Genomic DNA, 24,386 nt, shown 5'->3' with positions numbered 1-24,386 from the left:
CCATGCTCCCCCCATGGCCGACCCGACGCCCGTCATCGACGACCTGCGTGCCGAGAGCGAGGAACTCGACCTGCTCGTGGCCGAGTTGAGCGCCGAGCAGTGGGCACTGCCCACCCCCGCCCCCGGCTGGACCCTCGCCCACCAGATCGCCCACCTCGCCTGGACCGACCGTTCGGCCCTGCTCGCCGTCACCGACGCGGACGCCTTCCGGGCACTGGTCGAGAAGGCGCTCGCCGCCCCCGACTCCTTCGTGGACGAGGGCGCGGAGGAAGGCGCCCGGCTCGTGCCCGCCGAGCTGCTGTCGGCCTGGCGCGGGGGACGCACCGCCCTCGACCAGGCCCTGCGCGCCGCGCCGCCCGGCGCCCGTTTCCCCTGGTACGGCCCTCCGATGTCGGCCGCCTCCATGGCCACCGCCCGCCTCATGGAGACCTGGGCCCACGGCCTGGACATCGCCGACGCCCTGGGTGTGGTGCGCCCACCCACCGACCGGCTCAGGCATGTGGCCCGACTCGGGGTGCGGACACGCGACTTCGCCTACAGCGTCCACCAGCTGACCCCTCCCGCCGAAGAGTTCCGCGTCGAACTCGCCGCGCCGACGGGGGAGACGTGGGCATACGGCCCCGAGAACGCCCCGCAGCGCGTCACCGGCCCCGCCCTCGACTTCTGCCTCCTCGTCACCCAGCGCGCCCACCGCGCCGACCTCGGCCTGACCGCCGTGGGCCCGGACACCGACCGCTGGCTGGACATCGCCCAGGCCTTCGCGGGGCCGCCCGGCGGCGGCCGCCCGCCGAAGGAGGGCGAGCGGTGAACCCCCTGCGCATCGGCAACTTCTCCGGCTTCTACGGCGACCGCGCGAGCGCCCTGCGCGAAATGCTCACCGGCGGCGAACTCGACGTCCTCACCGGCGACTACCTCGCCGAACTCACCATGCTGATCCTCGCCCGCGACCGGCTCAAGGACCCCGGCGCCGGTTACGCCCGTACCTTCCCGCGCCGGCTGGAGGACTGCCTCGGCCTCGCCCATGAGCGCGGGGTGCAGATCGTCACCAACGCCGGAGGGCTCAATCCGGCCGGACTGGCCAGTGCCATAAGGGAGTTGGCCGACCGGCTCGGCATCCCGGTCACCGTCGCGCACGTCGAGGGCGACGACCTCACCGCCGCCCACCCCGGCACCCTGGCCGCCCACGCCTACCTCGGCGGCTTCGGCATCGCCGAGTGTCTGCAAGCCGGTGCGGACATCGTCGTCACCGGGCGCGTGACCGACGCGGCCCTGGTCACCGGGCCCGCCGCCGCCCACTTCGGGTGGGCGCGGACGGACTACGACCGGCTCGCGGGCGCCGTCGTCGCCGGGCACGTGCTGGAGTGCGGGACGCAGGCGACCGGCGGGAACTACGCCTTCTTCCAGGAGGGCGACGTCCGGCGGCCCGGGTTCCCGCTCGCCGAGATCCACGCCGACGGCAGCAGCGTGATCACCAAGCACCCCGGCACCGGCGGCCTGGTCGACGTCGGCACCGTCACCGCGCAGCTGCTGTACGAGACCGGCGGCGGGCGGTACGCCGGGCCCGACGTCACCGCCCGCCTGGACACCGTACGGCTGAGTCCGGACGGGGCGGACCGGGTGCGGATCGAGGGGGTGCGGGGCGAGGCACCGCCGCCGGACCTCAAAGTCGGGCTCAACCGGCTCGGCGGCTTCCGCAACGAGGTCGCCTTCGTCCTCACCGGGCTCGACATCGAGGCCAAGGCCGCGCTGGTGCGGGAGCAGCTCGACGACGCGCTCGCCACGTCGCCGCCCGCCGAGGTCCGTTGGGAGCTGGTGCGGACCGACCGGGACGACGCGGACACCGAGGAGACCGCCAGCGCCCTGCTGCGGCTCGTCGTACGGGACGCGGACGAGCGGGTCGTCGGGCGGGCGCTGAGCGGGGCCGCCGTGGAGCTGGCGCTGGCCAGCTACCCCGGGTTCCATGTGCTCTCGCCACCGGAAAAGGCCGCGCCCTATGGGGTCTTCGAGGATGTGTACGTCCCCCATGGCGCCGTCGACCATGTGGCCGTCCTCCACGACGGACGTCGTGTCCCTGTGGCGCCGCCCCAGGAGACCCGGCCCCTGGACGCCGTACCCGAACCGGCTCTGCCCGCGCCCCTGCCGCCCGGGCCGACCCGCCGCGCGCCCCTCGGGCTGGTCGTCGGCGCCCGCAGCGGGGACAAGGGCGGGAACGCCAACGTGGGGGTGTGGGCCCGCAGTGACGACGCCTGGCGGTGGCTCGCGCACGAGCTGACCGCCGAAAGGTTCCGGCAACTGATCCCCGAGAGCCGGGACCTGCCCGTCACCCGGCATCCGCTGCCGAACCTCCGCGCGGTCAACTTCGTCGTCGAGGGCGTCCTCGGCGCCGGCGTCGCCGCCCGGCACCGTTTCGACCCGCAGGCCAAGGCCCTCGGCGAATGGCTGCGCTCCCGCCACCTGGACATCCCGGAGGCCCTGCTGTGACCACCCTGACCTCGGCCCTGGACCCGGCCGCCCCCGACCACCGGGCCAACCGCGAGGCCATGCTCGCCAAGCTCGCCGAACTGGACGCCGAGCACGCCAAGGCGCTCGCGGGCGGCGGCGAGAAGTACGTACAACGACACCGCCAGCGCGGCAAGTTGCTCGCACGGGAGCGGATCGAGCTGCTCCTCGACCCGGACACGCCCTTCCTGGAGCTGTCCCCGCTCGCCGCCTGGGGCAGCGACTACACGGTCGGCGCCTCGATCGTCACCGGCATCGGCGTGGTCGCGGGCGTGGAGTGCCTGATCACCGCGAACGACCCGACCGTGCGCGGCGGCGCGAGCAACCCGTGGAGCCTGAAGAAGGCCCTGCGGGCGAACGACATCGCGCTCGCCAACCGGCTGCCCTGCATCAGCCTGGTGGAGTCCGGCGGCGCCGACCTGCCGTCCCAGAAGGAGATCTTCATCCCGGGCGGCGCCATCTTCCGCGACCTCACGCGCCTGTCCGCCGCCGGCATCCCGACCGTCGCCGTCGTCTTCGGCAACTCGACGGCCGGCGGTGCGTACATCCCCGGCATGTCCGACCACGTGATCATGGTCAAGGAGCGGGCGAAGGTCTTTCTCGGCGGTCCGCCGCTGGTGAAGATGGCCACCGGCGAGGAGAGCGACGACGAGTCCCTGGGCGGCGCGGAGATGCACGCGCGCGTGTCGGGTCTGGCCGACTACCTCGCCGTCGACGAGCCGGACGCGCTGCGGCAGGCGCGGCGGGTCGTCGCCCGCCTCAATCACCGCAAGGCGTACCCGGATCCGGCGCCCGCCGAGCCGCCCAAGTACGACCAGGAAGAACTGCTGGGCATCGTCCCCGGCGATCTGAAGATCCCCTTCGACCCGCGCGAGGTCATCGCCCGGATCGTGGACGCCTCCGACTTCGACGAGTTCAAGCCGCTGTACGGGACCAGTCTGGTCACCGGCTGGGCCGCCCTGCACGGATACCCGGTCGGCATCCTCGCCAACGCCCAGGGGGTCCTGTTCAGCGCGGAGTCGCAGAAGGCCGCCCAGTTCATCCAGCTCGCCAACCAGCGCGACATCCCGCTGCTCTTCCTGCACAACACCACCGGCTACATGGTCGGCAAGGAGTACGAGCAGGGCGGGATCGTCAAACACGGCTCGATGATGATCAACGCGGTCAGCAACAGCAGGGTTCCGCACCTGTCCGTGCTCATGGGGGCGTCGTACGGGGCCGGGCACTACGGCATGTGCGGGCGCGCCTACGACCCCCGGTTCCTGTTCGCCTGGCCGAGCGCCAAGTCCGCCGTGATGGGGCCGCAGCAGCTCGCGGGCGTGCTGTCGATCGTCGCCCGCCAGTCGGCGGCGGCGAAGGGGCAGCCGTACGACGAGGACGCGGACGCCGCCCTGCGCGCGATGGTGGAGCAGCAGATCGAGTCCGAGTCGCTGCCGATGTTCCTGTCCGGGCGGCTGTACGACGACGGCGTCATCGACCCGCGCGACACCCGCACCGTCCTCGGCCTGTGCCTGTCCGCGATCCACACCGCGCCCTACGAGGGCGCGCGTGGCGGCTTCGGCGTCTTCCGGATGTGAGGGATTCCGTGATCTCTGCGATTTCGACACTGCTCGTCGCCAACCGGGGCGAGATCGCCTGCCGGATCTTCCGCACCTGCCGTGAGTTGGGAATCCGGACGGTCGCCGTGCACTCGGACGCGGACGAGAACGCGCTCCACGCGCGCGTGGCCGACACGGCGGTACGGCTGCCGGGCGCGGCGCCCGCCGAGACGTATCTGCGCGGCGACCTGATCGTGAAGGCGGCCCTCGACGCCGGCGCGGACGCCGTGCACCCCGGCTACGGCTTCCTCTCCGAGAACCCCGACTTCGCCCGCGCCGTGCTCGACGCCGGCCTGACCTGGATCGGCCCGCCCCCGGAGGCCATCGAGGCGATGGCCTCCAAGACCCGCGCGAAGGAGCTGATGGGTCTCGCGCCCCTCGACGCGGCGCAGGTCACGGAGGCCGAGCTGCCGGTACTGGTGAAGGCGGCCGCCGGGGGCGGGGGGCGCGGGATGCGGATCGTACGCCGTCTGGAGGAGCTGAGCGCCGCACTGGAGGCCGCACGCGCCGAGGCCGCGAGCGCCTTCGGCGATGGCGAGGTCTTCATCGAGCCCTACCTGGAGCACGGCCGCCACGTCGAGGTGCAGATCCTCGCCGACACCCACGGCACGATCTGGCCCCTCGGCACCCGCGACTGCTCCCTCCAGCGCCGCCACCAGAAGGTCGTCGAGGAGGCCCCGGCGCCCGGCCTGTCCGAGGGGCTCACGCAGGACCTGTACGCGCTGGCCGTGCAGGCCGCGCGCGCCGTCGCCTACGGGGGCGCGGGCACCGTCGAGTTCCTCGTCGCCGACGGCCGCGCGCACTTCCTGGAGATGAACACCCGCCTCCAGGTCGAACACCCCGTGACCGAGGAGGTGTTCGGCATCGACCTGGTCGCCGAACAGATCCGGATCGCGGAGGGCGGGGCCCTCGAAAAGGACCCGCCACGCGCGCGTGGCCACGCGATCGAGGCCCGCCTGTACGCCGAGGACCCCGCCCACGACTGGGCCCCGCAGACCGGCACCCTGCACCACCTCGCCGTACCGGCCGGCGTCCGCCTGGACACCGGCTACACCGACGGCGACACCGTCGGCGTCCACTACGACCCGATGCTCGCGAAGGTCGTCGCCCACGCAGCCACCCGCGCGGAGGCGATCCGCACGCTCGCCGGAGCACTGGAGCGCGCGGAGATCCACGGGCCGGCCACCAACCGCGCCCTGCTGGTCCGCTCCCTGCGCCACGAGGAGTTCACCGGCGGCCGCATGGACACCGGCTTCTACGACCGCCACCTCACCGCACTGACCGAGCCCGCCCCCGACCCGTACGCCCCCCTCGCCGCCCCCCTCGCCGCCGCCCTCGCCGCCGCCCACGGCCGCTCCCGCTTCGGCGGCTGGCGCAACCTGCCCTCACAGCCGCAGGTGAAGCGGTACGCGGTGGCGGGGGAGGAGCAGGAGGTCCGCTACTGGCACACGAGGGAAGGCCTGGCGGCGGACGGGGTACGCGTCGTGCATGCCGACGAGCGCGCGGTTGTACTCGAAGTGGACGGTGTGGAACGGAAGTTCGTGATCGCTCGCTACGGCGACGAGGTGTACGTGGGCACCACCCGCCTCACCGCCCTGCCCCGCTTCCCCGACCCCACCGCCCAGCTCGCCCCCGGTTCCCTGCTCGCGCCGATGCCGGGCACGGTCGTCCGCGTCGCAGAGGGCCTGGCGGAGGGGGCGGCGGTTCGGGCCGGCCAAGGCCTCATCTGGCTGGAGGCGATGAAGATGCAGCACCAGATCTCGGCGCCGGTCACCGGAACCCTGACCGCGCTGCACACCAGGACCGGCCAGCAGGTGGAACCCGGAATGTTGCTCGCCGTAGTGCAGGAAACCTCTTCTTAGGAGCCTCATGTCTCCCGTCATCGAAACCGAAGAGCACAAAGCCCTCCGCTCAGCGGTAGCCGCCCTCGGCAAGCGCTACGGACGCGACTACCTCGTCCAGGCGGTCGCCGCCGGAAAGCCCCCCACCGAACTCTGGTCCGAGGCAGGAAAACTCGGCTACCTCGGCGTCAACCTGCCCGAGGCGTACGGCGGCGGAGGCGGTGGCATCACCGAACTCTCCATAGTCCTCGAAGAGCTGGGTGCCGCAGGCTCGCCCCTGCTCATGCTCGTCGTGTCCCCGGCCATCTGCGGAACGGTCATCTCCCGCTTCGGCACCGAGGCCCAGAAACAGGCCTGGCTCCCCGGAATCGCCGACGGCACCCGGCTCATGGCCTTCGGCATCACCGAACCCGACGCCGGCTCCAACTCCCACCGCATCACCACGACCGCGCGCAAGGACGGCACCGACTGGCTGCTCACCGGCCGCAAGGTCTTCATCTCCGGTGTCGACATCGCCGACGCCGTCCTCGTCGTCGGCCGCACCGAGGACGCCCGCACCGGACGCCTCAAGCCCTGCCTGTTCATCGTCCCGACGGACGCCGAGGGCTTCGACAGGCGCCCCATCGACATGGAACTGAGCGCGGCCGAGAAGCAGTTCGAGCTGGTCCTGGACGACGTACGGCTGCCCGCCGACGCGCTCGTCGGCGACGAGGACGCCGGTCTGCTGCAACTGTTCGCCGGACTCAACCCCGAGCGGATCATGACCGCCGCGTTCGCCATCGGGATGGGCCGGTACGCGCTCGCCAAGGCGATCGAGTACGCCCGCGACCGCACCGTCTGGAAGGCCCCCATCGGCGCCCACCAGGCCGTCGCGCACCCCCTGGCCCAGGCGCACATCGACCTGGAGCTGGCCCGGCTGATGATGCAGAAGGCGGCCCACCTCTACGACGCCGGCGACGACATGGGCGCGGGCGAGGCCGCCAACATGGCGAAGTACGCGGCCGGTGAGGCCTGTGTGAAGGCCGTCGACCAGGCCGTGCACACCCTCGGCGGCAACGGCCTCACGCGCGAGTTCGGCCTCGCCTCGCTGATAACGGCCGCGCGCGTGGCTCGTATCGCGCCGGTGAGCCGGGAGATGATTCTCAACTACGTCTCCCACCAGACGCTCGGCCTGCCCAAGTCGTACTGAGCCGGGCCGACCGAGCCGCCGCTTCCGCCTGGAGGAACCGTGTTCCGCAGCGAGTACGCAGACGTTCCGCCCGTAGAACTCCCCATCCACGAGGCCGTCCTGGGCCGGGCGGCCGAGTTCGGCGACCTGCCCGCGCTGATCGACGGCACGGACGGCACCACGCTCACGTACGAGCAGGTGGACCGGTTCCACCGGCGCGTCGCCGCCGGGCTCGCCGACGCCGGCGTGCGCAAGGGCGACGTCCTCGCCCTGCACAGCCCCAACACGATCGCCTTCCCGACCGCCTTCTACGCGGCCACGCGCGCGGGTGCCTCCGTCACCACGGTGCACCCGCTCGCCACGCCCGAGGAGTTCGCCAAACAGCTCCGCGACAGCGCCGCCCGCTGGATCGTCACCGTCTCGCCGCTGCTCGGCACCGCCCGCCGGGCCGCCGAACTCGCGGGCGGCGTACGGGAGATATTCGTCTGCGACCGCGCGAGCGGGCACCGCTCCCTGGCCGACATGCTCGCGACCACCGCCCCCGAGCCGCAGCCCGTCCTGGACCCGGCCGAGGACATCGCGGCCCTGCCGTACTCCTCCGGCACCACCGGCGTCCCCAAGGGCGTCATGCTCACCCACCGGCAGATCGCCACCAACCTCGCCCAGCTGGAGCCCGCCGTCCCGGCCGCCCCCGGCGACCGCATCCTCGCCGTCCTGCCGTTCTTCCACATCTACGGCCTCACCGCCCTGATGAACGCGCCGCTGCGCAAGGGCGCCACGGTCGTCGTACTGCCCCGCTTCGAGCTGGAGACCTTCCTCGCGGCCATCCAGAACCACCGCATCACCGGCCTGTACGTCGCCCCGCCGATCGTCCTCGCCCTCGCCAAGCACCCGGCGGTCGCCGACTACGACCTGTCCTCGCTGAAGTACGTCATCAGCGCCGCCGCCCCGCTGGACGCGCACCTCGCGCGCGCGTGCGCCGAGCGGCTCGGCCTGCCCCCGATCGGCCAGGCCTACGGCATGACGGAACTGTCCCCGGGCACGTACGTCGTACCCCTCGCCCGCCTGCACGACGCCCCCGCCGGCACCGTCGGCCGCCTCGTCGCCGGCACCGAGATGCGGATCGTCTCCCTGGACGACCCCGGCAAGGACCTCGCCGCCGGCGAGCCGGGCGAGATCCTGATCCGCGGCCCGCAGGTGATGAAGGGCTACCTCGGCCGCCCCGACGCCACCACCGCCATGATCGACGCCGACGGCTGGCTGCACACCGGAGACGTCGGGCACGTCGATGCGGACGGCTGGCTGTACGTCGTGGACCGGGTCAAGGAGCTCATCAAGTACAAGGGCTTCCAGGTGGCTCCCGCCGAGCTGGAGGCGCTGCTCCTCACCCACCCCGGCATCGCCGACGCCGCCGTCGTCGGCTCCTGCAACGAGGACGGCAACGAGGTCCCGCACGCCTTCGTCGTCCGCCGGGCCGACGCCGCCGAAGACCTCACCGAGAACGAGATCATGCTGTACGTCGCCGAACGGGTCGCGCCCTACAAACGCGTCCGCCGGATCACCTTCCTCGACACCGTCCCGCGCGCGGCCTCCGGCAAGATCCTGCGCCGCGAACTGCGGGCCCTTTAGGGAGCACCCGTGAGCACACCGATCGGCCGCACGCGCACGCGTGGCGTCGAGACCCTCAGCCTCGACGCCAACGGCACCCGCAACGCGCTCTCCGCGGCCCTCGTCTCCGGCCTGGCGGGCGCGCTGGCCGACTGTGCCGCGGACGAGGACGTACGCGCCGTCGTCCTCACCCACAGCGGCAACACCTTCAGCGCGGGCGCCGACCTGCGCGACCCTCCCGACCCGGACGCCCTCGTCGGCCTGCTCCGGCAGATCGTGGAGCTGCCCAAACCGGTCGTCGCCCGGGTCACCGGGCATGTCCGCGCGGGCGGCCTCGGCCTGCTCGCCGCCTGCGACCTGGCCGCCGCGTCCGCCACGGCCACCTTCGCCTTCACCGAGGTCCGCATCGGGGTCGCCCCCGCGGTGATCTCCCTGCCGGTGATCCCGCGCACCGACCCCCGCGCCCTGGCCCGCTACTACCTCACCGGCGAGCGTTTCGACCCGGCCGAGGCCGTCCGCCTGGGCCTGCTCACCACGGCGGACGAGGACGTGGACGAGGCCCTGGCCCCGATCCTCGACGGCCTGCGCCGCTCCTCCCCCCAGGCCCTGGCCGAGACGAAACGGCTGCTCACGGCTAGGGTGCTGGAGACGTTCGACCGGGACGCGGCGGAGCTGACCGCGCTCTCGGCCCGGCTGTTCGCCTCCGGCCCGGCCCGGGAGGGGATGACGGCCTTCCTTCAGAAGCGGGACGCGGCATGGGTGGTGTGACCGGATGAGCATGACGGCGGAACGCGACCGCGCGCCCAAACAGGACCGCAGCCGGGCCACCCGGCAGCGGCTGCTGGAGGCCGCCGTGGCCTGCCTGGCCGAGCACGGCTGGGCGGGCTCCACCGTCTCCGTCGTCGCCGAACGCGCGGGTGTCTCCCGGGGCGCCGCCCAGCACCACTTCCCGACCCGGGAGGACCTGTTCACGGCGGCCGTCGAGTACGTCGCCGAGGAGCGCTCCACCGCGCTGCGGGAACTCTTCCCGGGCGGCGCCGCCGACGACCGCCGGGCCGTCGTCGCGGCCCTCGTCGGCCTCTACACCGGCCCCCTCTTCTGCGCCGCCCTGCACCTGTGGGTCGCCGCCTCCAACGAGGACCAGCTCCGCGCGCGCGTGACCGAGCTGGAGGCCCGCGTCGGCCGCGAGACCCACCGCATCGCCGTCGAACTGCTCGGCGCCGACGAGAGGCGCCCCGGCGTCCGGGAGACCGTCCAGGGCTTCCTGGACATGGCCCGCGGCCTCGGCCTCGCCAACCTCCTGACCGACGACACCGCCCGCCGCGACCGCGTCGTCGCCCAGTGGGCCGACCTGCTGGAAGGCGCGCTCGCCTGAGCCGGTGAAGCGTGAAGCGGGCCACATCCGTATCCCGTGCGGCGCAGTACTCTTGCCGCATGCTTCCGATGCTCGTTCGCCGTCGCCACGTGGACTTCGTGCGCGTCACGAGCATGGGCTGTCGCCTTTCGGCCTGATTCAGCCCCTTTCTTCTCCCTCTTCTTACGGCATCCTGGGCGCCGCCCTACCCTCGGCGGCCTGCCCGTGGCCCACACACCCCTGTGGACGCACCCATGACTTCGCACACCGCGACGAAACCGTCGTACGACCAGCTCCCGATCATCGACCTGTCGGCCGCCGACCGCGGCTCCCAGGCCCGGGCCCTGCTCCACGCCCAACTGCACAGCGCCGCGCACGACGTCGGCTTCTTCCAGCTCGTCGGACACGGCGTGACCCGGGCCGAGACCGACGCGCTGCTCACCGCCATGCGCGCCTTCTTCGCCCTCCCCGAGGCCGACCGGCTCGCCCTCGACAACGTCAACTCCCCGCATTTCCGCGGCTACACCCGCACCGGCGACGAGCGCACCGCAGGCGCCCGCGACTGGCGCGACCAGCTCGACATCGGCGCCGAACGCCCCGCCCGCGTCCCGGGCGCGGGCGAGCCGCCGTACTGGTGGCTCCAGGGCCCCAACCAGTGGCCCGCCGCCCTGCCCGAGCTGCGCAGCGCCGCCCTGACCTGGATCGACAGGCTGAGTGCGGTCGCGGAGCGCCTCCTGCGTGAACTGCTGACGGCGATCGGCGCCCCGGCCGACTTCTACGCCCCGGCCTTCGGCGAGCACGCCCATCCGCACCTCAAGCTCGTCCGCTACCCCGGCAGCGCGGGCGACGGCACCGACCAGGGCGTCGGCGCCCACAAGGACTACGGCTTCCTGACCCTGCTCCTCCAGGACACGGTCGGCGGCCTCCAGGTCCAGCGCGAGGACGGCCTCTTCCACGATGTCCCGCCCGTCGAGGGCGCCTTCGTGGTCAACCTCGGCGAACTGCTGGAAGTGGCCACCAACGGCTACCTGGTGGCCACCAACCACCGCGTGGTCAGCCCGCCCGGAGCGACGGAACGCTTCTCGGTGCCGTTCTTCTACAACCCCCGCCTGGACGCGAGGATCCAGCCGCTGCCCTTCCCGCACGCGGCAACGGCTCCCGGCATCACGACCGACCCCTCGAACCCGCTGTACGCCGAGTACGGCTACAACGAGCTCAAGGGCAAGCTGAGGGCACACCCGCTGGTGGCGGAGCGGCATCACGGGAAGCTGCTGACACCGGCGGCGTGAACCCCCTCAGGGGCACGGGGGCGTACCCCTCAGGTATGAGGTACGCCCCTCAGTGGGCGATGTCCGCGTACCCCTCGACGTCCTGCGGACTGCGCACCCCCGGCCCCACGTACCGCGCGGAAGGCCGCACCAGGCGACCCGTGCGCTTCTGCTCCAGGATGTGCGCCGACCAGCCGGCGGTGCGGGCACACGTGAACATCGACGTGAACATGTGGGCCGGCACCTCGGCGAAGTCCAGCATGATCGCCGCCCAGAACTCCACGTTGGTCGCCAGCACACGATCCGGGCGCCGGCTGTGCAGCTCGTCCAGCGCGGCCTTCTCCAGGGCCTCCGCGACCTCGAACCGCGGTGCCCCCAACTCCCGTGCCGTACGCCGCAGTACGCGCGCGCGTGGGTCCTCGGCCCGGTACACCCGGTGCCCGAAGCCCATCAGCCGCTCACCCCGGTCCAGGGCCCGCTTCACGTACCCCTCCGCGTCCCCGGTGCGCTCGATCTCCTCGATCATGCCGAGCACCCGGGACGGCGCGCCCCCGTGCAGCGGACCGGACATCGCGCCGACCGCCCCCGACAGCGCGGCGGCCACGTCCGCGCCGGTCGACGCGATCACCCGCGCCGTGAAGGTCGACGCGTTCATGCCGTGCTCGGCGGCGGAGGTCCAGTACGCGTCCACGGCCGCGACGTGCTTCGGGTCGGGCTCGCCCCGCCAGCGGATCATGAACCGCTCGACCACCGACTGCGCCTTGTCGATCTCCCGCTGCGGCACCATCGGCAGCCCCTGCCCGCGCGCGGACTGGGCGACGTACGACAGCGCCATCACGGCGGCCCGCGCGAGGTCGTCGCGGGCCTGGCGCTCGTCGATGTCGAGCAGCGGCCTCAGCCCCCACACCGGGGCGAGCATGGCGAGCGCCGCCTGCACGTCCACCCGGATGTCACCGGAGTGCACCGGGACCGGGAACGGCTCGGCGGGCGGCAGGCCGGGGGTGAAGGCGCCGTCGACCAGCAGCCCCCACACGTTCCCGAACGAGACGTGCCCGACCAGGTCCTCGATGTCGACGCCCCGGTAGCGCAGGGCGCCGCCCTCCTTGTCCGGCTCGGCGATCTCCGTCTCGAACGCGACGACTCCCTCGAGTCCGGGTACGAAATCGGACATCAGGCGGCTCCTCGTGATGTGTCGGGGTGGTCACCCCGGTGATGCCCCGATCGGCCGGTGGTCACCCGGTGGTCACCCGTACGCAGGGCCCACCGGCGGGGAACCAGCACGATATCCCTCAGTGCCAGATATCGGGAGACCGAACGACACTGAGTGCCACGACTGTTCGAGACGTCTTCGGTGGCGGGTGCGGCAAGATGACCGCGTGACCGACCGCGAATTCCGCCTGGAGCCCCTCGACCCCGCCCTCGATCCCGCCGCCATGCGCAAGCAGTACCGGGTCGACGGCCTCGCCGAACAGGACCTCGCCTCGCATCCCATGGACCAGTTCACGCGCTGGTTCGAGGACGCCGCGCGCACGGCCCTGCACGGCACGCTCTACGAACCCAACGCCATGGTCGTCTCCACGGCGGACGCGACGGGCCGCCCCAGCTCACGCACGGTCCTGATGAAGCAGTACGACAGCGACGGCTTCGTCTTCTACACCAACTACGACTCCCGCAAGAGCCGTGACCTCGCGGAGAACCCACACGTCTCGCTGCTCTTCCCCTGGCATCCGATCGCCCGCCAGGTCATCGTCACGGGCACCGCCCGCCGCACCGGCCGCGACGAGACCGCCGCCTACTTCCGCACCCGCCCGCACGGCTCCCAGCTGGGCGCCTGGGCCAGCACCCAGTCCGCGGTGATCGCCTCCCGCGCCGAACTGGTCACGGCCTACGCCGACCTCCAGGCCCGCTACCCCGAGGGCGAACAGGTCCCGGTCCCCCCGCACTGGGGCGGATTCCGCGTCGTCCCCGAGACGGTCGAGTTCTGGCAGGGCCGCGAGAACCGACTCCACGACCGCCTGCGCTACGTCTCCCGGCCGGACGGCACGTGGGCGGTGGAACGCCTCAGCCCCTGAGGAACGGGACGTCCCGCGCACGCGGACGCCCCGCGAACGCAGACGACCCGCGGGCTGGGTTCCTCCGAGGAGGAGCCGGCCGGACGTACCGGCAGCCCGCGGGTCGGGTGACTGCTTGGGATAGGCCGGCTGCGTGCTCGTATCGCACGCCGGTCCGGCACCGCACAGAGCGTGGTGACGGGCCGCTAGCCCGCAGCCACCTCACGCGTCCGGTATTCATACATCTGCCGAACCACCTCCCTTCTCGTGTGCTCCACACCATAAGAAGCCCTCGGGAGCCGTTCAACCCCTTTTTTTCGTTACCGTCCGGCACATGACAACACTCGGCATCGGCCTGAGCATCGTCCCCGTCACCGGCGACGCCATGCTCGAACAGTGGCGGCACGTCCACAACGTGATCGTCCCGCCCGCCGCGATGTCCCCGGCGGACGCGCGGGACCGGCAGGAGCGGTACCGGCTGCGGAACGCCTACCTGGGAGACGTGCTCGTCGGCTGCTCCACCGTGCGCCCGCCGGGCGCGGAGGAGGGGGCGGCGACCGTCATCGCGCGCGTGCTGCCCGGTTTCCGGCGGCGGGGGTTCGGGACGGCCCTGTACGAGGACGGGCTCGCCCACGCGCGCGTGCTCGGCGCGAGCGTGATCGAGACGTGCGTGCTGGCGGTGAACGAGGACGGACTGCGCTTCGCCGCGCGGCGGGGGTTCGTGGAGACCGAGCGCTACGTGCTCGACGGGCAGCGCGACGAGTGGGTGGACCTGCGGTGGAGCGTGGGTTGAAACTCGGGGAGTTTGCGGGAACAGGATGTGGGCTGTGTCACGTTCCAGTTGAATGAGGGCCAGTGAGCGAACCGCGCGCCGTACGGGCGCCGACGCAAGCCTCCAGGGGGTCCAGGTGAGTGCTTCCCGGCGGAGTGGGACCACCGACGAGCTGGGACCGGACGAGCCGGATGAACCGGGCGGGCCGGGCCCCTCCGGTGAGCCCGGTGAGTCAGGAGAGCCCGGTGAGTTCGGGGGTTCCGATCTGCTCGCCGCGCTGCTCGACGGCATGGACGCGGCGCTGTGCGCCTTCGACGCCGACGGGGTCGTCACGCACTGGAACCGGGAGGCCGAGCGGATCCTCGGCTGGACGGCCGCCGAGGCGGTCGGGCGGCACGGCTTCGCGGGCTGGGCGGTGCGCAGCGCCGACGCCGAGGAGGTCCAGTCCCGGCTGATGTCGGCCATGCACGCGGCGGGCCGGCAGGTGCACGAGTTCGCCCTGGTGACCAAGGACGGCGGGCGGGTGCTGGTGCGCACGCAGTCCGCCGCCGTACGCGGCCCCGACGGCAAGCCCGCCGGTCTGTACTGCGCGTTCAGCGAGGTGCACGCGCAGATCGATCTGGAGCGGTCGATCGCGCTCAGCGAGGCCCTGTTCGAGAACGCGGCATGGGGCGTCGTCCTCATCGACGCCGATCTGCGGCCCGCCGTCGTCAACGCGCACGCGGCCCGCGCGCTCGGCGTCGGCCGCACGTCCGTGCTCGGCAGGCCCCTCGGCGAACTGCTCGCCCAGGGCGTCGAGGAGCTGGAGGCCGCGCTCACCCACGTCCTGTCCGAGGGCGCGCCGCCCGCGCCCGCCGACATGTGGTTGGCCCTGCGCACCGCGGAGGGCGAGCGGCGGCGGTGCTGGCGCAGCGGCTTCGTACGGCTGGCCTCGCCGCTCGCGGAGGAACCGGTGCCGCTCGGCGTGGGCTGGCTGTTCCAGGACGTCACCGAGGCCAAGCAGGGCGAGCAGGAGGCGTCCCTGCTGCGGTTCCGCGCCAACCAGCTGCACCGCGCGGGCCACGCCGCCGCCGAGTGCGAGGACCCGGCCGAGGCGGTCACCGTCCACCTGGACTTCGCGCTCGCCGGCTTCGCCGACCACGCCCTGATCGACCGCGTGGCCCACCCCTCGCGCGCCGCCGGCGAAGGCGGGCAGGAGGGCGCCGTGCGGCTGGTGCGGCTGGCCGCGACGCCCGCCGGGGCGCCGGGGCCGAGCATGCTCACCGGCGCGGCAGGGCTGCCCGTGCGCTACGCCGCCGGGCATCCGGCCGTGCAGTGCGTGGAGCGGGCCGGCTCCGTGCGCGCGGACGCCGGGTCGGTCCCGGCGGAGCTGGCGCGGCAGTGGGCGCTGGCCCGGCAGTGGCCCGACGACGCGGTGCACGCCCTGTGCGCGGTGCTGCGCAGCCGGGGCCGCACCCTCGGCGTCGTGACCTTCCTGCGCGGCTGCGGCCGCGCCCCCTTCGAGCGGTCCGACACGGCCTACGCCGAGGACGTGGCCGTACGCATGGCGGCCGCGCTGGACCTGGCGGACGCGGCACACGGCGCGTAGGCGATCACTTCCGTTCGGTCCCCCGGCTCAGTGCCGGTAGAAGATCCGGTCGCCGTACTCCCGCATCACCCGGCCGTTCCACTCGTGTCCGCCGTCGACGTTGCCCGAGCGCAGCAGCGGCGGCTCGATGCCGCGCTCGGCGAGGGCGGCGGCGGCGGTCGCCATGACGGCCTGCATCAGCGCGGTGGTGACCACCGTGGAGGCGGGCGCGAAGGGCGCCGGGATGGTGTCGAGGGTGAGTTCGGCGTCGCCGACGGCGATCTTCGAGTCGAGGACGAGGTCGCAGTGGTCCTTCAGGAAGGTGCCCGAGACGTGCCGGGACGTCGTCTGGGCGGCGTACGCGACCGACGTCACGCCGATGACCTTCACGCCGAGCGCGCGGGCGTTCAGCGCCATCTCGACGGGCAGGGCGTTGCGGCCGGACAGGGAGATGATCACCAGGGCGTCGCCGGCCCGGACCGGCGAGGTGTCGAGCACGGCGCTCGCGAGGCCGTCGACGCGTTCGAGGGCGGAGCCGAGGGTGGCCGGGGTGACGTCGACGCCCACGACACCGGGCACGGCCAGCAGGTTCATCAGGGCGAGACCGCCGGCGCGGTAGACGACGTCCTGGGCGGCCAGTGAGGAGTGCCCGGCGCCGAAGGCGAACAGGCGGCCGCCGGCCTCGACGGTGTCGGCGAGCAGGGTGCCGGCCGCCCTGATCGGCTCGGCCTCCTCCTCGCGGACCCGTTGCAGCAGGTTGATGGCGGCGTCGAAGAACAGGTCGGCAGGCGTGCCTTCGCTCATGCGGTGCCCCTTCGCAGCGTCTGTGTCGCGGATCACCGTGCGGTCTGGACCAGTGCGGTGTCAATACGGCCGAGAGCGAGCGCCCCGAAGGGGTTCGGCCCCTCGTTTTCCCGGTGCTCCCCGCTTGTCAGTGGGATCCGGCAGAATTGGTGCCAGGGCCAGCGCACGCGCCGGGCTTCGGGCAGAGGTTTCCGGCAGAGGTAATCGAGGGGCACGTATGTCCGGACTGATCGACACCACGGAGATGTATCTCCGCACCATCCTCGAACTCGAAGAGGAAGGCGTCGTGCCCATGCGAGCCCGCATCGCGGAGCGGCTCGACCAGAGCGGGCCGACGGTGAGCCAGACGGTGGCACGCATGGAGCGCGACGGCCTGGTGTCCGTCGCCAGCGACCGCCACCTGGAGCTCACGGACGAGGGCAGACGGCTCGCCACGCGCGTGATGCGCAAGCACCGGCTGGCCGAGTGCCTCCTCGTCGACGTGATCGGCCTGGAGTGGGAGCAGGTCCACGCCGAGGCGTGCCGCTGGGAGCACGTGATGAGCGAGGCCGTGGAGCGCCGCGTCCTGGAGCTGCTGCGGCACCCGACCGAGTCGCCGTACGGCAACCCGATCCCGGGCCTGGAGGAGCTGGGCGAGAAGGACGGCGCCGACCCGTTCCTGGACGAGAGCATGGTCTCGCTGGCCGACCTCGACGCGGGCGCGGACGGCAAGACGGTCGTCGTCCGCCGGATCGGCGAGCCGATCCAGACGGACGCCCAGCTGATGTACACGCTGCGGCGCGCGGGCGTGCAGCCCGGCTCCGTGGTGAGCGTGACCGAGTCGGCCGGCGGTGTGCTGGTGGGCAGCGGCGGTGAGGCGGCCGAACTGGAGGCGGACGTCGCCTCCCATGTGTTCGTCGCCAAGCGCTGACAAGCGAAGGGCCCCGGCGCCTTGCGGCGCCGGGGCCTGTCCTCCCCTGTGCTGACCCGGAGCCCCGAGCTCTCAGGGTCATCCCCCTCGGACCGTTTTTCCCCGAGCGGTCCGCCTCCCGCCAGAAAGATCCCCTGGGCGGCGGCGATCATTCCTGGAGGGGTGTCACTCGAATGAGGGGTGTTGTCCGCGGAAACAGATTTTTCGAATAGGCATTCGATAATCTGGGGCGGCACGACGCGACGACGAGCACGACAGCGACAGCGGCGAGTACGAGCGAGTACGGCAGTACACCGGTACGAGGCAGGCGGAGCTGGGGGGTGCCAAGCCCATGGCGCGACGTATCGACGTGACGGGAGCGGGCGGGGTGCACCTGGCCGCCTGGGAGTTCGCCGACCCTCCCAAGAGGGACGCGGCCGCCGGTGACCGCCCGGCCGCGGATCCCGGCGCTCCGGGCGTGCTCCTACTCCACGGGCTGATGGGCCGCGCCTCGCACTGGGCCTCGACCGCCCGCTGGCTCGCCGCCCGGCACCACGCGGTCGCCCTCGACCAGCGCGGCCACGGCCAGAGCGACAAGCCCGCGCAGGCCGCGTACACCCGCGAGGCCTACGTCGAGGACGCCGAGGCCGCCCTCGAACAGCTCGGCCTCGCCCCCGCCGTCCTCGTCGGCCACGCCATGGGCGCGCTGACCGCCTGGCAGCTCGCCGCGAAACGCCCCGACCTCGTGCGCGGCCTGATCATCTGCGACATGCGGGCCTCCGCGCTCGGCGCGGCCTCGCAGCGCGAGTGGGCCGAGTGGTTCCGCTCCTGGCCCGTCCCCTTCGCCACGCTCGCCGACGTCCGCAAGTGGTTCGGCGAGGACGACCCCTGGGTGGAGCGCCCGAACCCCGCGCGCGGCGCGTTCTACGCCGAGGTCATGCACGAGTCGGCCGACGGCTGGCGCCCCGTCTTCGAGCCGGAGCAGATGCTCGACTCCCGCGAGACGTGGGTGTACGACGCCCACTGGGAGGAGCTGGCCCAGGTCCGGTGCCCCGCGCTGGTCGTCCGCGGCCTGGACGGTGAGCTGGGCCGGGCGGAGGCGCAGGAGATGGTGCGGGTGCTGCCCCGGGGGAAGTACGCGGAGGTGACGGACGCGGGGCACCTGGCCCACTACGACCGGCCGGCGGCTTGGCGGGCGGCTGTGCTGCCGTTTCTCGACGGCTTGCTGGGAGATTGAGTTGCTACGCGTCTGCCGGGCTGGTGCTTCGCCGGCACGTGCGCGTGGGTGGTGGGTTCTCGCGCAGTTCCCCGCGCCCCTTGGGCCGGCGAGCATCAACGTGCCCAAGGGGCGCGGGGAACTGCGCGACAAGCCACGGACTACCCGCACCCGCCGACGAAACGGAAACCCGGCAGACGCGTGGGCGAACGGCTACCGGTCCCTGCCGCACGCGTACGCCAGCGGGGAGATCAGTTCCTCCGCGTCCGGGAGCCATCGGTTCGCCGGGGTCGGGCGGCAGGCCCACTGGACGGCGCCGCGGGAGCCGAAGCGGGTCGGCGGGGCGGCGACGTAGGAGCCCTCGCCCAGGGTCACGAGGTCGAGGGACGACAGCGACCAGCCCAGCTTGCGCACCAGCTCCGGCACCTTCGCGCAGCCGCCCGGCAGCACGAAGAACTGCATCCGCCGGTCCGGCGCCAACGCCACAGGACCCAGCGTCAGTTGCATCCGCTCCATCCGGGCCAGCGCCAGGAACCCCGCGCTCTCCGGGACGGACAGCGCGTCGAAGGTCCGTCCCGTCGGCAGCAGGATCGACGCGGTCGGCTGCTTCTGCCACATCCGGCGCGCGACGGTCGCACTGCCGGTCGCCTGGGTCGCCCAGTCGGGGCGCGCGGGGTGCGCACCCGGCGCAGAGCAGGAGACGTCGCCGCACGAGCAGTGCTGCCGCCCGTCGGCGGCTTCCAGCCAGGTGCCGGGGAACACGTCCCAGTGCCGCTCCTCGGCGTACCGTACGGCGGTCTCCAGCAGCGTTTCCCCGCGCTGCTGCGGAATCTGACCGGTCATCTGACTGTGCTGGGCGCCCGCGATCGTCTCTTCCACGCTCCTCTCAACTCCCGCGCCCACCTGGAGTTACGGCCGTACCGCGCGCGGGGGAGGAGCATCGATTCCGCAGCCGGGGCGCATGGGTGCACGTCCGGGGGCGCGTGGGGGGAAGCGGGGCGTGGGGTGGGTAGCCAGGGAGGGGGTTGGCAACCGTCTTTACCCCGGCAAACCGCACATGTCGCGCATTGACGGTATGTCAGCTGGGCAGTGATCTTTCCGAACGGATCGACTCGGCCGGATCTTTGCTCCAGGGGATCGCAACGCATCACAGGGGGTTGTACATGGCCGCAAGGCCTCTCGTGGCGAGGCAGCCGAACGAACGGCTGCAGGCACTCATCCAGGAAGCGGGGTGCTCGAACGCCGGGCTGGCCCGGCGGGTCAACATGTGCGGGGCGGAGCACGGACTCGACCTGCGCTACGACAAGACGTCCGTGGCCCGCTGGCTGCGCGGTCAGCAGCCGCGGGGCCGGGCCCCGGCCATCATCGCGGAGGCGCTCGGGCGCAAGCTCGGCCGTACGGTCACGATCGACGAGATCGGCATGGCCAACGGCAAGAACCTCGCCTCGGGAGTCGGTCTCCAGTTCTCGCCGACGGTACTGGGGGCCATCGAGCAGGTCTGCGAGCTGTGGCGCAGCGACGTGGGGCGCCGGGACTTCCTGTCCGGCTCCTCCGTCGCCGCCTCCGCGCTGGTCGAGCCCAGCCGTGACTGGCTGATCTCGGCGCCGGACTCCCAGGTGGCCCGGCAGGCGGGCCCGAGAGTCGGCCAGGCCGACGTCGCCGCCGTACGGTCCATGACGCAGGCGCTGACCGACCTGGACCACCAGTTCGGCAGCGGGCACGTCCGGCCGGTCGTCGTGCACTACCTCAACAGCGTCGTCTCCGGGCTGCTCGCGGGCTCCTACCGGGAGGCGGTCGGACGTGAACTCTTCGCCGCCGTCGCCCGGTTGACCGAGCTGGCCGGCTACATGGCGGTGGACACCGGCCAACCCGGGCTGGCCCAGCGGTACTACATCCAGTCGCTGCGGCTCGCCCAGGCCGCCGGGGACCGCGGCTACGGCGGCTACGTGCTCGCCGCGTCCATGAGCCACCTCGCCGCGCAGCTCGGAAACCCGCGCGAGATCTCCCAGTTGGCGCGGGCGGCGCAGGAGGGCGCGCGCGGGCAGGTGACGCCGCGGGTGGAGGCGATGTTCCACGCGGCCGAGGCGCGCGGGCACGCCCTGCTCGGCGACGCGCGCGCGGCGCAGACGGCCACCGGGCGCGCGGTCACGGCGATGGAACAGGCCGACGACTCATCCGGGGACGACCCGGCCTGGATCCGGCACTTCGACGAGGCCTATCTGGCCGACGAGTTGGCGCACTGCCACCGCGACCTCGGCCAGGCCGAGCAGGCGGCCCGGTACGCCGAGCAGTCGCTGGCCGGGCATCCCGAGCACCGGGCACGCCGGCGCGCCATCGGCTATGTGCTGCTCGCCACGGCCCAGGTGCAGCAGCGCGAGATCGAACAGGCCTGCACCACCGGACTGAAGGCGGTCGAGCTGCTCCAGTCGCTGCGCTCCAACCGGGGCGCCGAGTACCTGGAGGATCTCCAGCAGCGGCTGGAGCCGTTCGGGGAGGAGGCGGTGGTAAGGGAGTTCGGGGCGCGTCTCGATCTCCAGCAGGCCGCCTGAACACCGGCCCCGCGATGCGGTGAACACACGGGAAACGGAACGCCCGGGTGTGACATGTGCCCTTGTACTGCGCATTGCGGGGCGGTTTTGTTACCACTCTCACAGGGATCGAGGTCGTGCCCTGAGCTGCGTGGCACCCGGCTCGGGGGACCCGGTAGCGTGACCCGACGATTCACAAGGTCCCCCATTAGTAGGAGTCCCGGTGACGCAGAGTGGACAACGCGAGGAGCCCTCGGCGCAGAACGCGCGCGAAGGCATCGTGCTGCCCTCCGACGGAGGCGAGCCCGTGCTGCCCGGCATGACCGGCGCGCCCGCTCCTGCCGCCCCCTCCGGCGGGCAGGCCTGGAGCGGATCCTGGGGGCCCGGACAGCAGCCGTCCCAGCCCGGCCAGGGCTGGCCCCCGGCGGCCGCCCAGCAGTGGGACGCGCCCCGGGCGAGCCCCGGCGCCCTGCCACCCGAGGGCGCCCCGGCCCCCTCGTACGACGGCCAGGGCGGCGGGTACGGCACGCCCGCGCCGTACCCGCACCAGCCGGAGCACCAGCCGGGGTACCAGCAGCCGCAACAGCACCAGCCGGAGTACCCGCAGACCGCCGCGTCCGGCGCGCACGCCGCCCCGGCCGGCGCCGCGCCGCTGCCGGCCGCCGTGCCCGGCGCGCTGCCCCCGGCGGCCGACGGCGCCACCCAGTACATACCGCCGGTCCCGGCCGTGCCCGGCCCCGCCGACGAGGGCGCCACGCAGTACATCCCGCCCGTGCAGGCCGCCCCGGCCGACGGCGCGACGCAGTACATCCCGCCGGTGGCCCCCGGCGCACTGCCGCCCGAGGCGAACGGTGAGCAGACCCGTTACCTCGGCATCACGCCGCAGCAGCCGGCGCCCGCGTCGTCCGACGCCGAGGCCACCCAGTACATCCCGCCGTACGCGGCCCAGGCCCAGGGCGGGGACCGGCAGCCGCCGGCCGAGTTCGACAACCTCTTCCGCAGCGGCCCGGCGGGTGCCGACGGCGTGGCCGGGTCCACCCAGCAGCTGCCGCGCGTCCAACCGCCGGGCGCCTACCCGGGCCCCGCGCAGGCGCACGCCCCGGCGTACGGCCAGTCGCAGGCGCCGTACGGAGCGCAGCAGCCGGCGTACGACCCGGCGCACGACGACGACCGGCCCCGGCGGAGGTCGCGGGTGCCGCTGATCGCGGGCATCGGCGTCGGCATCGTCGTCATCGGAGTGGGCGCCGGCGCGCTCCTCAGCGACGGCGGCAGCAAGGGCGCCGACAGCAAGACGGTCGCCGCCACGTCCCCGGCCACCGGCCAGGGCTCCGCCGCGCCCGGCACCGACCCGGCCCGGCAGCAGGCGGTCGAGCTGGACAAGCTGCTCGCCGACAGCGGCAGCAGCCGCGCCTCGGTGATCAACGCGGTGGCCGCCGTCAAGGGGTGCGACAACCTCGACGGCTCCGCCACCGACCTGCGCGACGCGGCTAAGCAGCGCACCGAGCTGGTCACCCGGCTGGGCAAGCTGTCCGTCGACAAGCTGCCGGACAACGCCGCCCTGACCGGCGCGCTGACCCAGGCCTGGCAGGCCTCCGCCTCGGCCGACAACCACTACGCGGCCTGGGCCGACCAGGTCAAGGGCCAGCACAAGGGCTGCCGCAAGGGCCATGCCAAGGTCACCGGGGAGGCCCAGGCGGGCAACCGGGCCAGCGGTACCGCCAGCGAGCAGAAGGCGAAGGCGGCCGGGCTGTGGAACGCGATCGCGCAGAAGTACGGCCTGACCCAGCGCCAGCCCACCCAGCTGTGAGCCGCGGCCGCTGAGCCGCTGCCGGTGACCCGTGCCGCCGTCGGCACCCGCACTCCCGCCGGGGCCGACGGCGCTCACTGCACCTGGGCGTTCTCCAGCGTCTGCGTCATGTCGGCGGTCCCGCCGATGCCCTTGCGGGCCGCGACCAGCTCGCCGTTCTGCACGACCTCCAGGGTGACGTTCGCGTTGACCAGCCGCGGGAAGCCGACGGAGGAGAGCTTGCCCTCGTAGGGCCAGCTCAGCGTCGGGGTGAGACCGCCCGTGGAGACGTGCAGGCCGTTGTTGAGGGTGCGGCGCACGGCGTCGGCGGTGACGTCACCGGAGCCGATCTTCTCCAGCGCGGCCTTCAGCACGGTGTAGGCGATCCAGGTGGTCTGCACTCCGGCGTCCGCGGGGTCGATGCGGTTGTCGCCGAAGGCCTCCTCGTTGATCACCTTCTTCATCAGGTCCCAGCGCGCGTCGGTCGCCGGCGGGTACCAGCTGGTGATGTACGACCCCTCGTACGGCCCCTCGGCCCCGCCCGTGGAGTTGATCAGGGTCTGGTCGACGCTGCCGAGGACGGTCGCCATGCGCACGTCGGGATAGGTCTCGCGGGCCCGGCGGAAGGAGTCCATGAAGGTGTCCGTGCGGTCCCCGAGCGCGGGCACCACGCAGCCCTTGCGCGGCGCGTCCTTGGTGGCCTCGCGCAGGGCCCGGTCGGACTGGGCGCTGTACTCGGTGGCGTTCTCCTCGGCCATCTCGTCGTCCGCGTTCGCGTGCCCGCCCGCCTTCAGGCCCGAGTTCAGCAGCGGGGGCAGCTCGTCGCCGGCGATGCTGTCGGGGCGGACCAGGGCGACGTTCCCGCAGCCGACCGCGAGGGCGCGGCCGAGACCGGCGAGCAGGGCGGGCTGGCCGCCGTTGACCGGGTACGACATCTGGCCGGTGAACTCGTCGCTGGTGACGCCGTAGCCGCCTATGTACGGGATGCCGGCGCTCTCCAGCGGGGAGAGGAAGGAGTCGCCGAACTGGCTGTAGGAGCCGACGACCGCGACCACGTTCTCCTGGGCGGCCTGCCGGGCGCACTGGGCGGCGCCCACGCTGTCGTTGTGGTCGTTGCAGGTCAGGATCTCCAGCTTGCGGCCGTTGACCCCGCCGTGGGCGTTGATCCACTTGCCGTAGGCGCGGGCCATCGCGGGCATGCCGGGCTTGTTGGTGGCGTCGGTGTTCTCCGGCGCCCAGGTCATGACCTTGATCGGGTCATCCCCGGAGCCCCCCGTGGCACCGGGGATGACCCCGCATCCGGCGGTGAGCGACGCACAGAGCGCCACGGCGCCCGTGGACAGGGCGGCGGCTCTGACGGGCCGGGAGAAGGAGCGCGGGAGGGTGGTGCGGTTGTGCGGCCTGCCGGTCATGTGTGCCCACGCTTCCCTCACATCA

At 73.0% G+C, this 24,386-nt stretch carries 20 protein-coding genes; 16 read left to right on the top strand and 4 right to left on the bottom strand.

All coding sequences use genetic code 11. From position 1 onward, the window contains the following. Positions 1-13 precede the first annotated feature (13 nt). The 9 genes from AC4OXY_RS23775 (at position 14) to AC4OXY_RS23735 (ending at position 11,357) form a co-directional block, all read left to right on the top strand. Positions 14-808 carry a TIGR03084 family metal-binding protein gene (locus AC4OXY_RS23775; protein ID WP_491991046.1) on the top strand — a complete coding sequence of 265 codons (795 nt, stop codon included), beginning with the start codon at positions 14-16 and terminating at the stop codon, positions 806-808. Further along, positions 805-2,481 (top strand): acyclic terpene utilization AtuA family protein, encoded by a 1,677-nt coding sequence (locus AC4OXY_RS23770; RefSeq protein ID WP_491991045.1) that lies wholly within the window; start codon positions 805-807, stop codon positions 2,479-2,481. The genes AC4OXY_RS23775 and AC4OXY_RS23770 overlap by 4 nt, the downstream gene beginning before the upstream one ends. Next, positions 2,478-4,076: an acyl-CoA carboxylase subunit beta gene (locus AC4OXY_RS23765; RefSeq protein ID WP_491991044.1), complete on the top strand. Its 1,599-nt coding sequence runs from the start codon at positions 2,478-2,480 to the stop codon at positions 4,074-4,076. The genes AC4OXY_RS23770 and AC4OXY_RS23765 overlap by 4 nt, the downstream gene beginning before the upstream one ends. Positions 4,077-4,084: 8 nt before the next feature. Beyond that, the gene (locus AC4OXY_RS23760; RefSeq protein ID WP_491991043.1) at positions 4,085-5,959 is read left to right on the top strand and encodes an acetyl/propionyl/methylcrotonyl-CoA carboxylase subunit alpha; all 1,875 of its coding nucleotides are present in this window, start codon (positions 4,085-4,087) and stop codon (positions 5,957-5,959) included. 7 nt (positions 5,960-5,966) lie between these two features. After that, positions 5,967-7,127 carry an acyl-CoA dehydrogenase family protein gene (locus AC4OXY_RS23755; RefSeq protein ID WP_356020149.1) on the top strand — a complete coding sequence of 387 codons (1,161 nt, stop codon included), beginning with the start codon at positions 5,967-5,969 and terminating at the stop codon, positions 7,125-7,127. Between the two features lie 39 nt (positions 7,128-7,166). Continuing rightward, entirely contained in the window at positions 7,167-8,735 is a 1,569-nt protein-coding gene (locus AC4OXY_RS23750; protein ID WP_491991042.1) for a 4-coumarate--CoA ligase family protein, read from the top strand. 9 nt (positions 8,736-8,744) lie between these two features. Further along, positions 8,745-9,482 carry an enoyl-CoA hydratase family protein gene (locus AC4OXY_RS23745; protein ID WP_356020144.1) on the top strand — a complete coding sequence of 246 codons (738 nt, stop codon included), beginning with the start codon at positions 8,745-8,747 and terminating at the stop codon, positions 9,480-9,482. A 4-nt stretch (positions 9,483-9,486) separates the two neighbouring features. Beyond that, entirely contained in the window at positions 9,487-10,089 is a 603-nt protein-coding gene (locus AC4OXY_RS23740) for a TetR/AcrR family transcriptional regulator (protein ID WP_356020142.1), read from the top strand. A 233-nt stretch (positions 10,090-10,322) separates the two neighbouring features. Next, positions 10,323-11,357, top strand: a complete 1,035-nt coding sequence (locus tag AC4OXY_RS23735; RefSeq protein WP_356020140.1) for an isopenicillin N synthase family dioxygenase — start codon at positions 10,323-10,325, stop codon at positions 11,355-11,357. 49 nt (positions 11,358-11,406) lie between these two features. Here the strand turns inward: AC4OXY_RS23735 and AC4OXY_RS23730 are convergent, their stop codons facing one another. Next, positions 11,407-12,507, bottom strand: a complete 1,101-nt coding sequence (locus AC4OXY_RS23730; RefSeq protein ID WP_356020138.1) for a citrate synthase 2 — start codon at positions 12,505-12,507, stop codon at positions 11,407-11,409. A gap of 262 nt (positions 12,508-12,769) precedes the next feature. On the opposite strand from AC4OXY_RS23730, the gene pdxH reads away from it, so the two are divergent. The 3 genes from pdxH to AC4OXY_RS23715 all read left to right on the top strand — a co-directional run bounded on the left by pdxH (position 12,770) and on the right by AC4OXY_RS23715 (position 15,747). Then, positions 12,770-13,408: a pyridoxamine 5'-phosphate oxidase gene (gene pdxH / locus AC4OXY_RS23725; protein ID WP_491994635.1), complete on the top strand. Its 639-nt coding sequence runs from the start codon at positions 12,770-12,772 to the stop codon at positions 13,406-13,408. A 313-nt stretch (positions 13,409-13,721) separates the two neighbouring features. Next, positions 13,722-14,180: a GNAT family N-acetyltransferase gene (locus AC4OXY_RS23720; RefSeq protein WP_356020133.1), complete on the top strand. Its 459-nt coding sequence runs from the start codon at positions 13,722-13,724 to the stop codon at positions 14,178-14,180. Positions 14,181-14,295: 115 nt separating this feature from the next. After that, positions 14,296-15,747: a PAS domain-containing protein gene (locus AC4OXY_RS23715; RefSeq protein ID WP_491994594.1), complete on the top strand. Its 1,452-nt coding sequence runs from the start codon at positions 14,296-14,298 to the stop codon at positions 15,745-15,747. Between the two features lie 27 nt (positions 15,748-15,774). On the opposite strand, the gene AC4OXY_RS23710 is transcribed toward AC4OXY_RS23715, so the two are convergent. Next, entirely contained in the window at positions 15,775-16,530 is a 756-nt protein-coding gene (locus AC4OXY_RS23710; RefSeq protein WP_491994593.1) for an SIS domain-containing protein, read from the bottom strand. A 217-nt stretch (positions 16,531-16,747) separates the two neighbouring features. On the opposite strand from AC4OXY_RS23710, the gene AC4OXY_RS23705 reads away from it, so the two are divergent. Continuing rightward, a complete protein-coding gene (locus AC4OXY_RS23705) occupies positions 16,748-17,440 on the top strand; it encodes an iron-dependent transcriptional repressor DtxR (protein ID WP_055710351.1) in 693 nt (230 codons plus the stop codon). A gap of 331 nt (positions 17,441-17,771) precedes the next feature. Then, positions 17,772-18,656, top strand: coding sequence for an alpha/beta fold hydrolase (locus AC4OXY_RS23700; RefSeq protein WP_362816739.1), 885 nt, complete (start codon positions 17,772-17,774; stop codon positions 18,654-18,656). A gap of 192 nt (positions 18,657-18,848) precedes the next feature. Here AC4OXY_RS23700 and AC4OXY_RS23695 read toward each other — a convergent pair whose 3' ends face one another. Beyond that, on the bottom strand, positions 18,849-19,514 hold the full coding sequence (locus tag AC4OXY_RS23695) for a bifunctional DNA primase/polymerase (protein ID WP_356020125.1): 666 nt from the start codon (positions 19,512-19,514) through the stop codon (positions 18,849-18,851). A gap of 284 nt (positions 19,515-19,798) precedes the next feature. Here AC4OXY_RS23695 and AC4OXY_RS23690 point away from each other — a divergent pair, with 284 nt between their 5' ends. Together AC4OXY_RS23690 and AC4OXY_RS23685 are read left to right on the top strand one after the other, a co-directional pair. Then, positions 19,799-21,184, top strand: a complete 1,386-nt coding sequence (locus AC4OXY_RS23690) for an NsdA family TPR-like regulatory protein (RefSeq protein ID WP_356020123.1) — start codon at positions 19,799-19,801, stop codon at positions 21,182-21,184. Positions 21,185-21,386: 202 nt separating this feature from the next. Further along, a complete protein-coding gene (locus AC4OXY_RS23685) occupies positions 21,387-22,970 on the top strand; it encodes a hypothetical protein (RefSeq protein WP_491994592.1) in 1,584 nt (527 codons plus the stop codon). Between the two features lie 74 nt (positions 22,971-23,044). Here AC4OXY_RS23685 and AC4OXY_RS23680 read toward each other — a convergent pair whose 3' ends face one another. Then, positions 23,045-24,361 carry an ABC transporter substrate-binding protein gene (locus AC4OXY_RS23680; protein ID WP_402062678.1) on the bottom strand — a complete coding sequence of 439 codons (1,317 nt, stop codon included), beginning with the start codon at positions 24,359-24,361 and terminating at the stop codon, positions 23,045-23,047. Between the last annotated feature and the right edge of the window lie 25 nt (positions 24,362-24,386).

It is taken from the genome of Streptomyces sp. HUAS MG56 (assembly GCF_058673395.1).
The sequence above is the reverse complement of the archived record's forward strand: the minus strand, read 5'-3'. Positions and strand labels throughout refer to the sequence as shown.

Excerpts from the sequence above, each read along its gene's own strand:
- AC4OXY_RS23720 (WP_356020133.1), top strand. The coding sequence starts at position 13,722 with ATGACAACACTCGGCATCGGCCTGAGCATCGTCCCCGTCACCGGCGAC.
- pdxH (WP_491994635.1), top strand. The coding sequence starts at position 12,770 with ATGCGCAAGCAGTACCGGGTCGACGGCCTCGCCGAACAGGACCTCGCC.
- AC4OXY_RS23680 (WP_402062678.1), bottom strand. The coding sequence starts at position 24,361 with ATGACCGGCAGGCCGCACAACCGCACCACCCTCCCGCGCTCCTTCTCC.
- AC4OXY_RS23740 (WP_356020142.1), top strand. The coding sequence starts at position 9,487 with ATGAGCATGACGGCGGAACGCGACCGCGCGCCCAAACAGGACCGCAGC.
- AC4OXY_RS23775 (WP_491991046.1), top strand. The coding sequence starts at position 14 with ATGGCCGACCCGACGCCCGTCATCGACGACCTGCGTGCCGAGAGCGAG.
- AC4OXY_RS23700 (WP_362816739.1), top strand. The coding sequence starts at position 17,772 with ATGGCGCGACGTATCGACGTGACGGGAGCGGGCGGGGTGCACCTGGCC.
- AC4OXY_RS23690 (WP_356020123.1), top strand. The coding sequence starts at position 19,799 with ATGGCCGCAAGGCCTCTCGTGGCGAGGCAGCCGAACGAACGGCTGCAG.
- AC4OXY_RS23730 (WP_356020138.1), bottom strand. The coding sequence starts at position 12,507 with ATGTCCGATTTCGTACCCGGACTCGAGGGAGTCGTCGCGTTCGAGACG.
- AC4OXY_RS23755 (WP_356020149.1), top strand. The coding sequence starts at position 5,967 with ATGTCTCCCGTCATCGAAACCGAAGAGCACAAAGCCCTCCGCTCAGCG.
- AC4OXY_RS23705 (WP_055710351.1), top strand. The coding sequence starts at position 16,748 with ATGTCCGGACTGATCGACACCACGGAGATGTATCTCCGCACCATCCTC.
- AC4OXY_RS23710 (WP_491994593.1), bottom strand. The coding sequence starts at position 16,530 with ATGAGCGAAGGCACGCCTGCCGACCTGTTCTTCGACGCCGCCATCAAC.
- AC4OXY_RS23735 (WP_356020140.1), top strand. The coding sequence starts at position 10,323 with ATGACTTCGCACACCGCGACGAAACCGTCGTACGACCAGCTCCCGATC.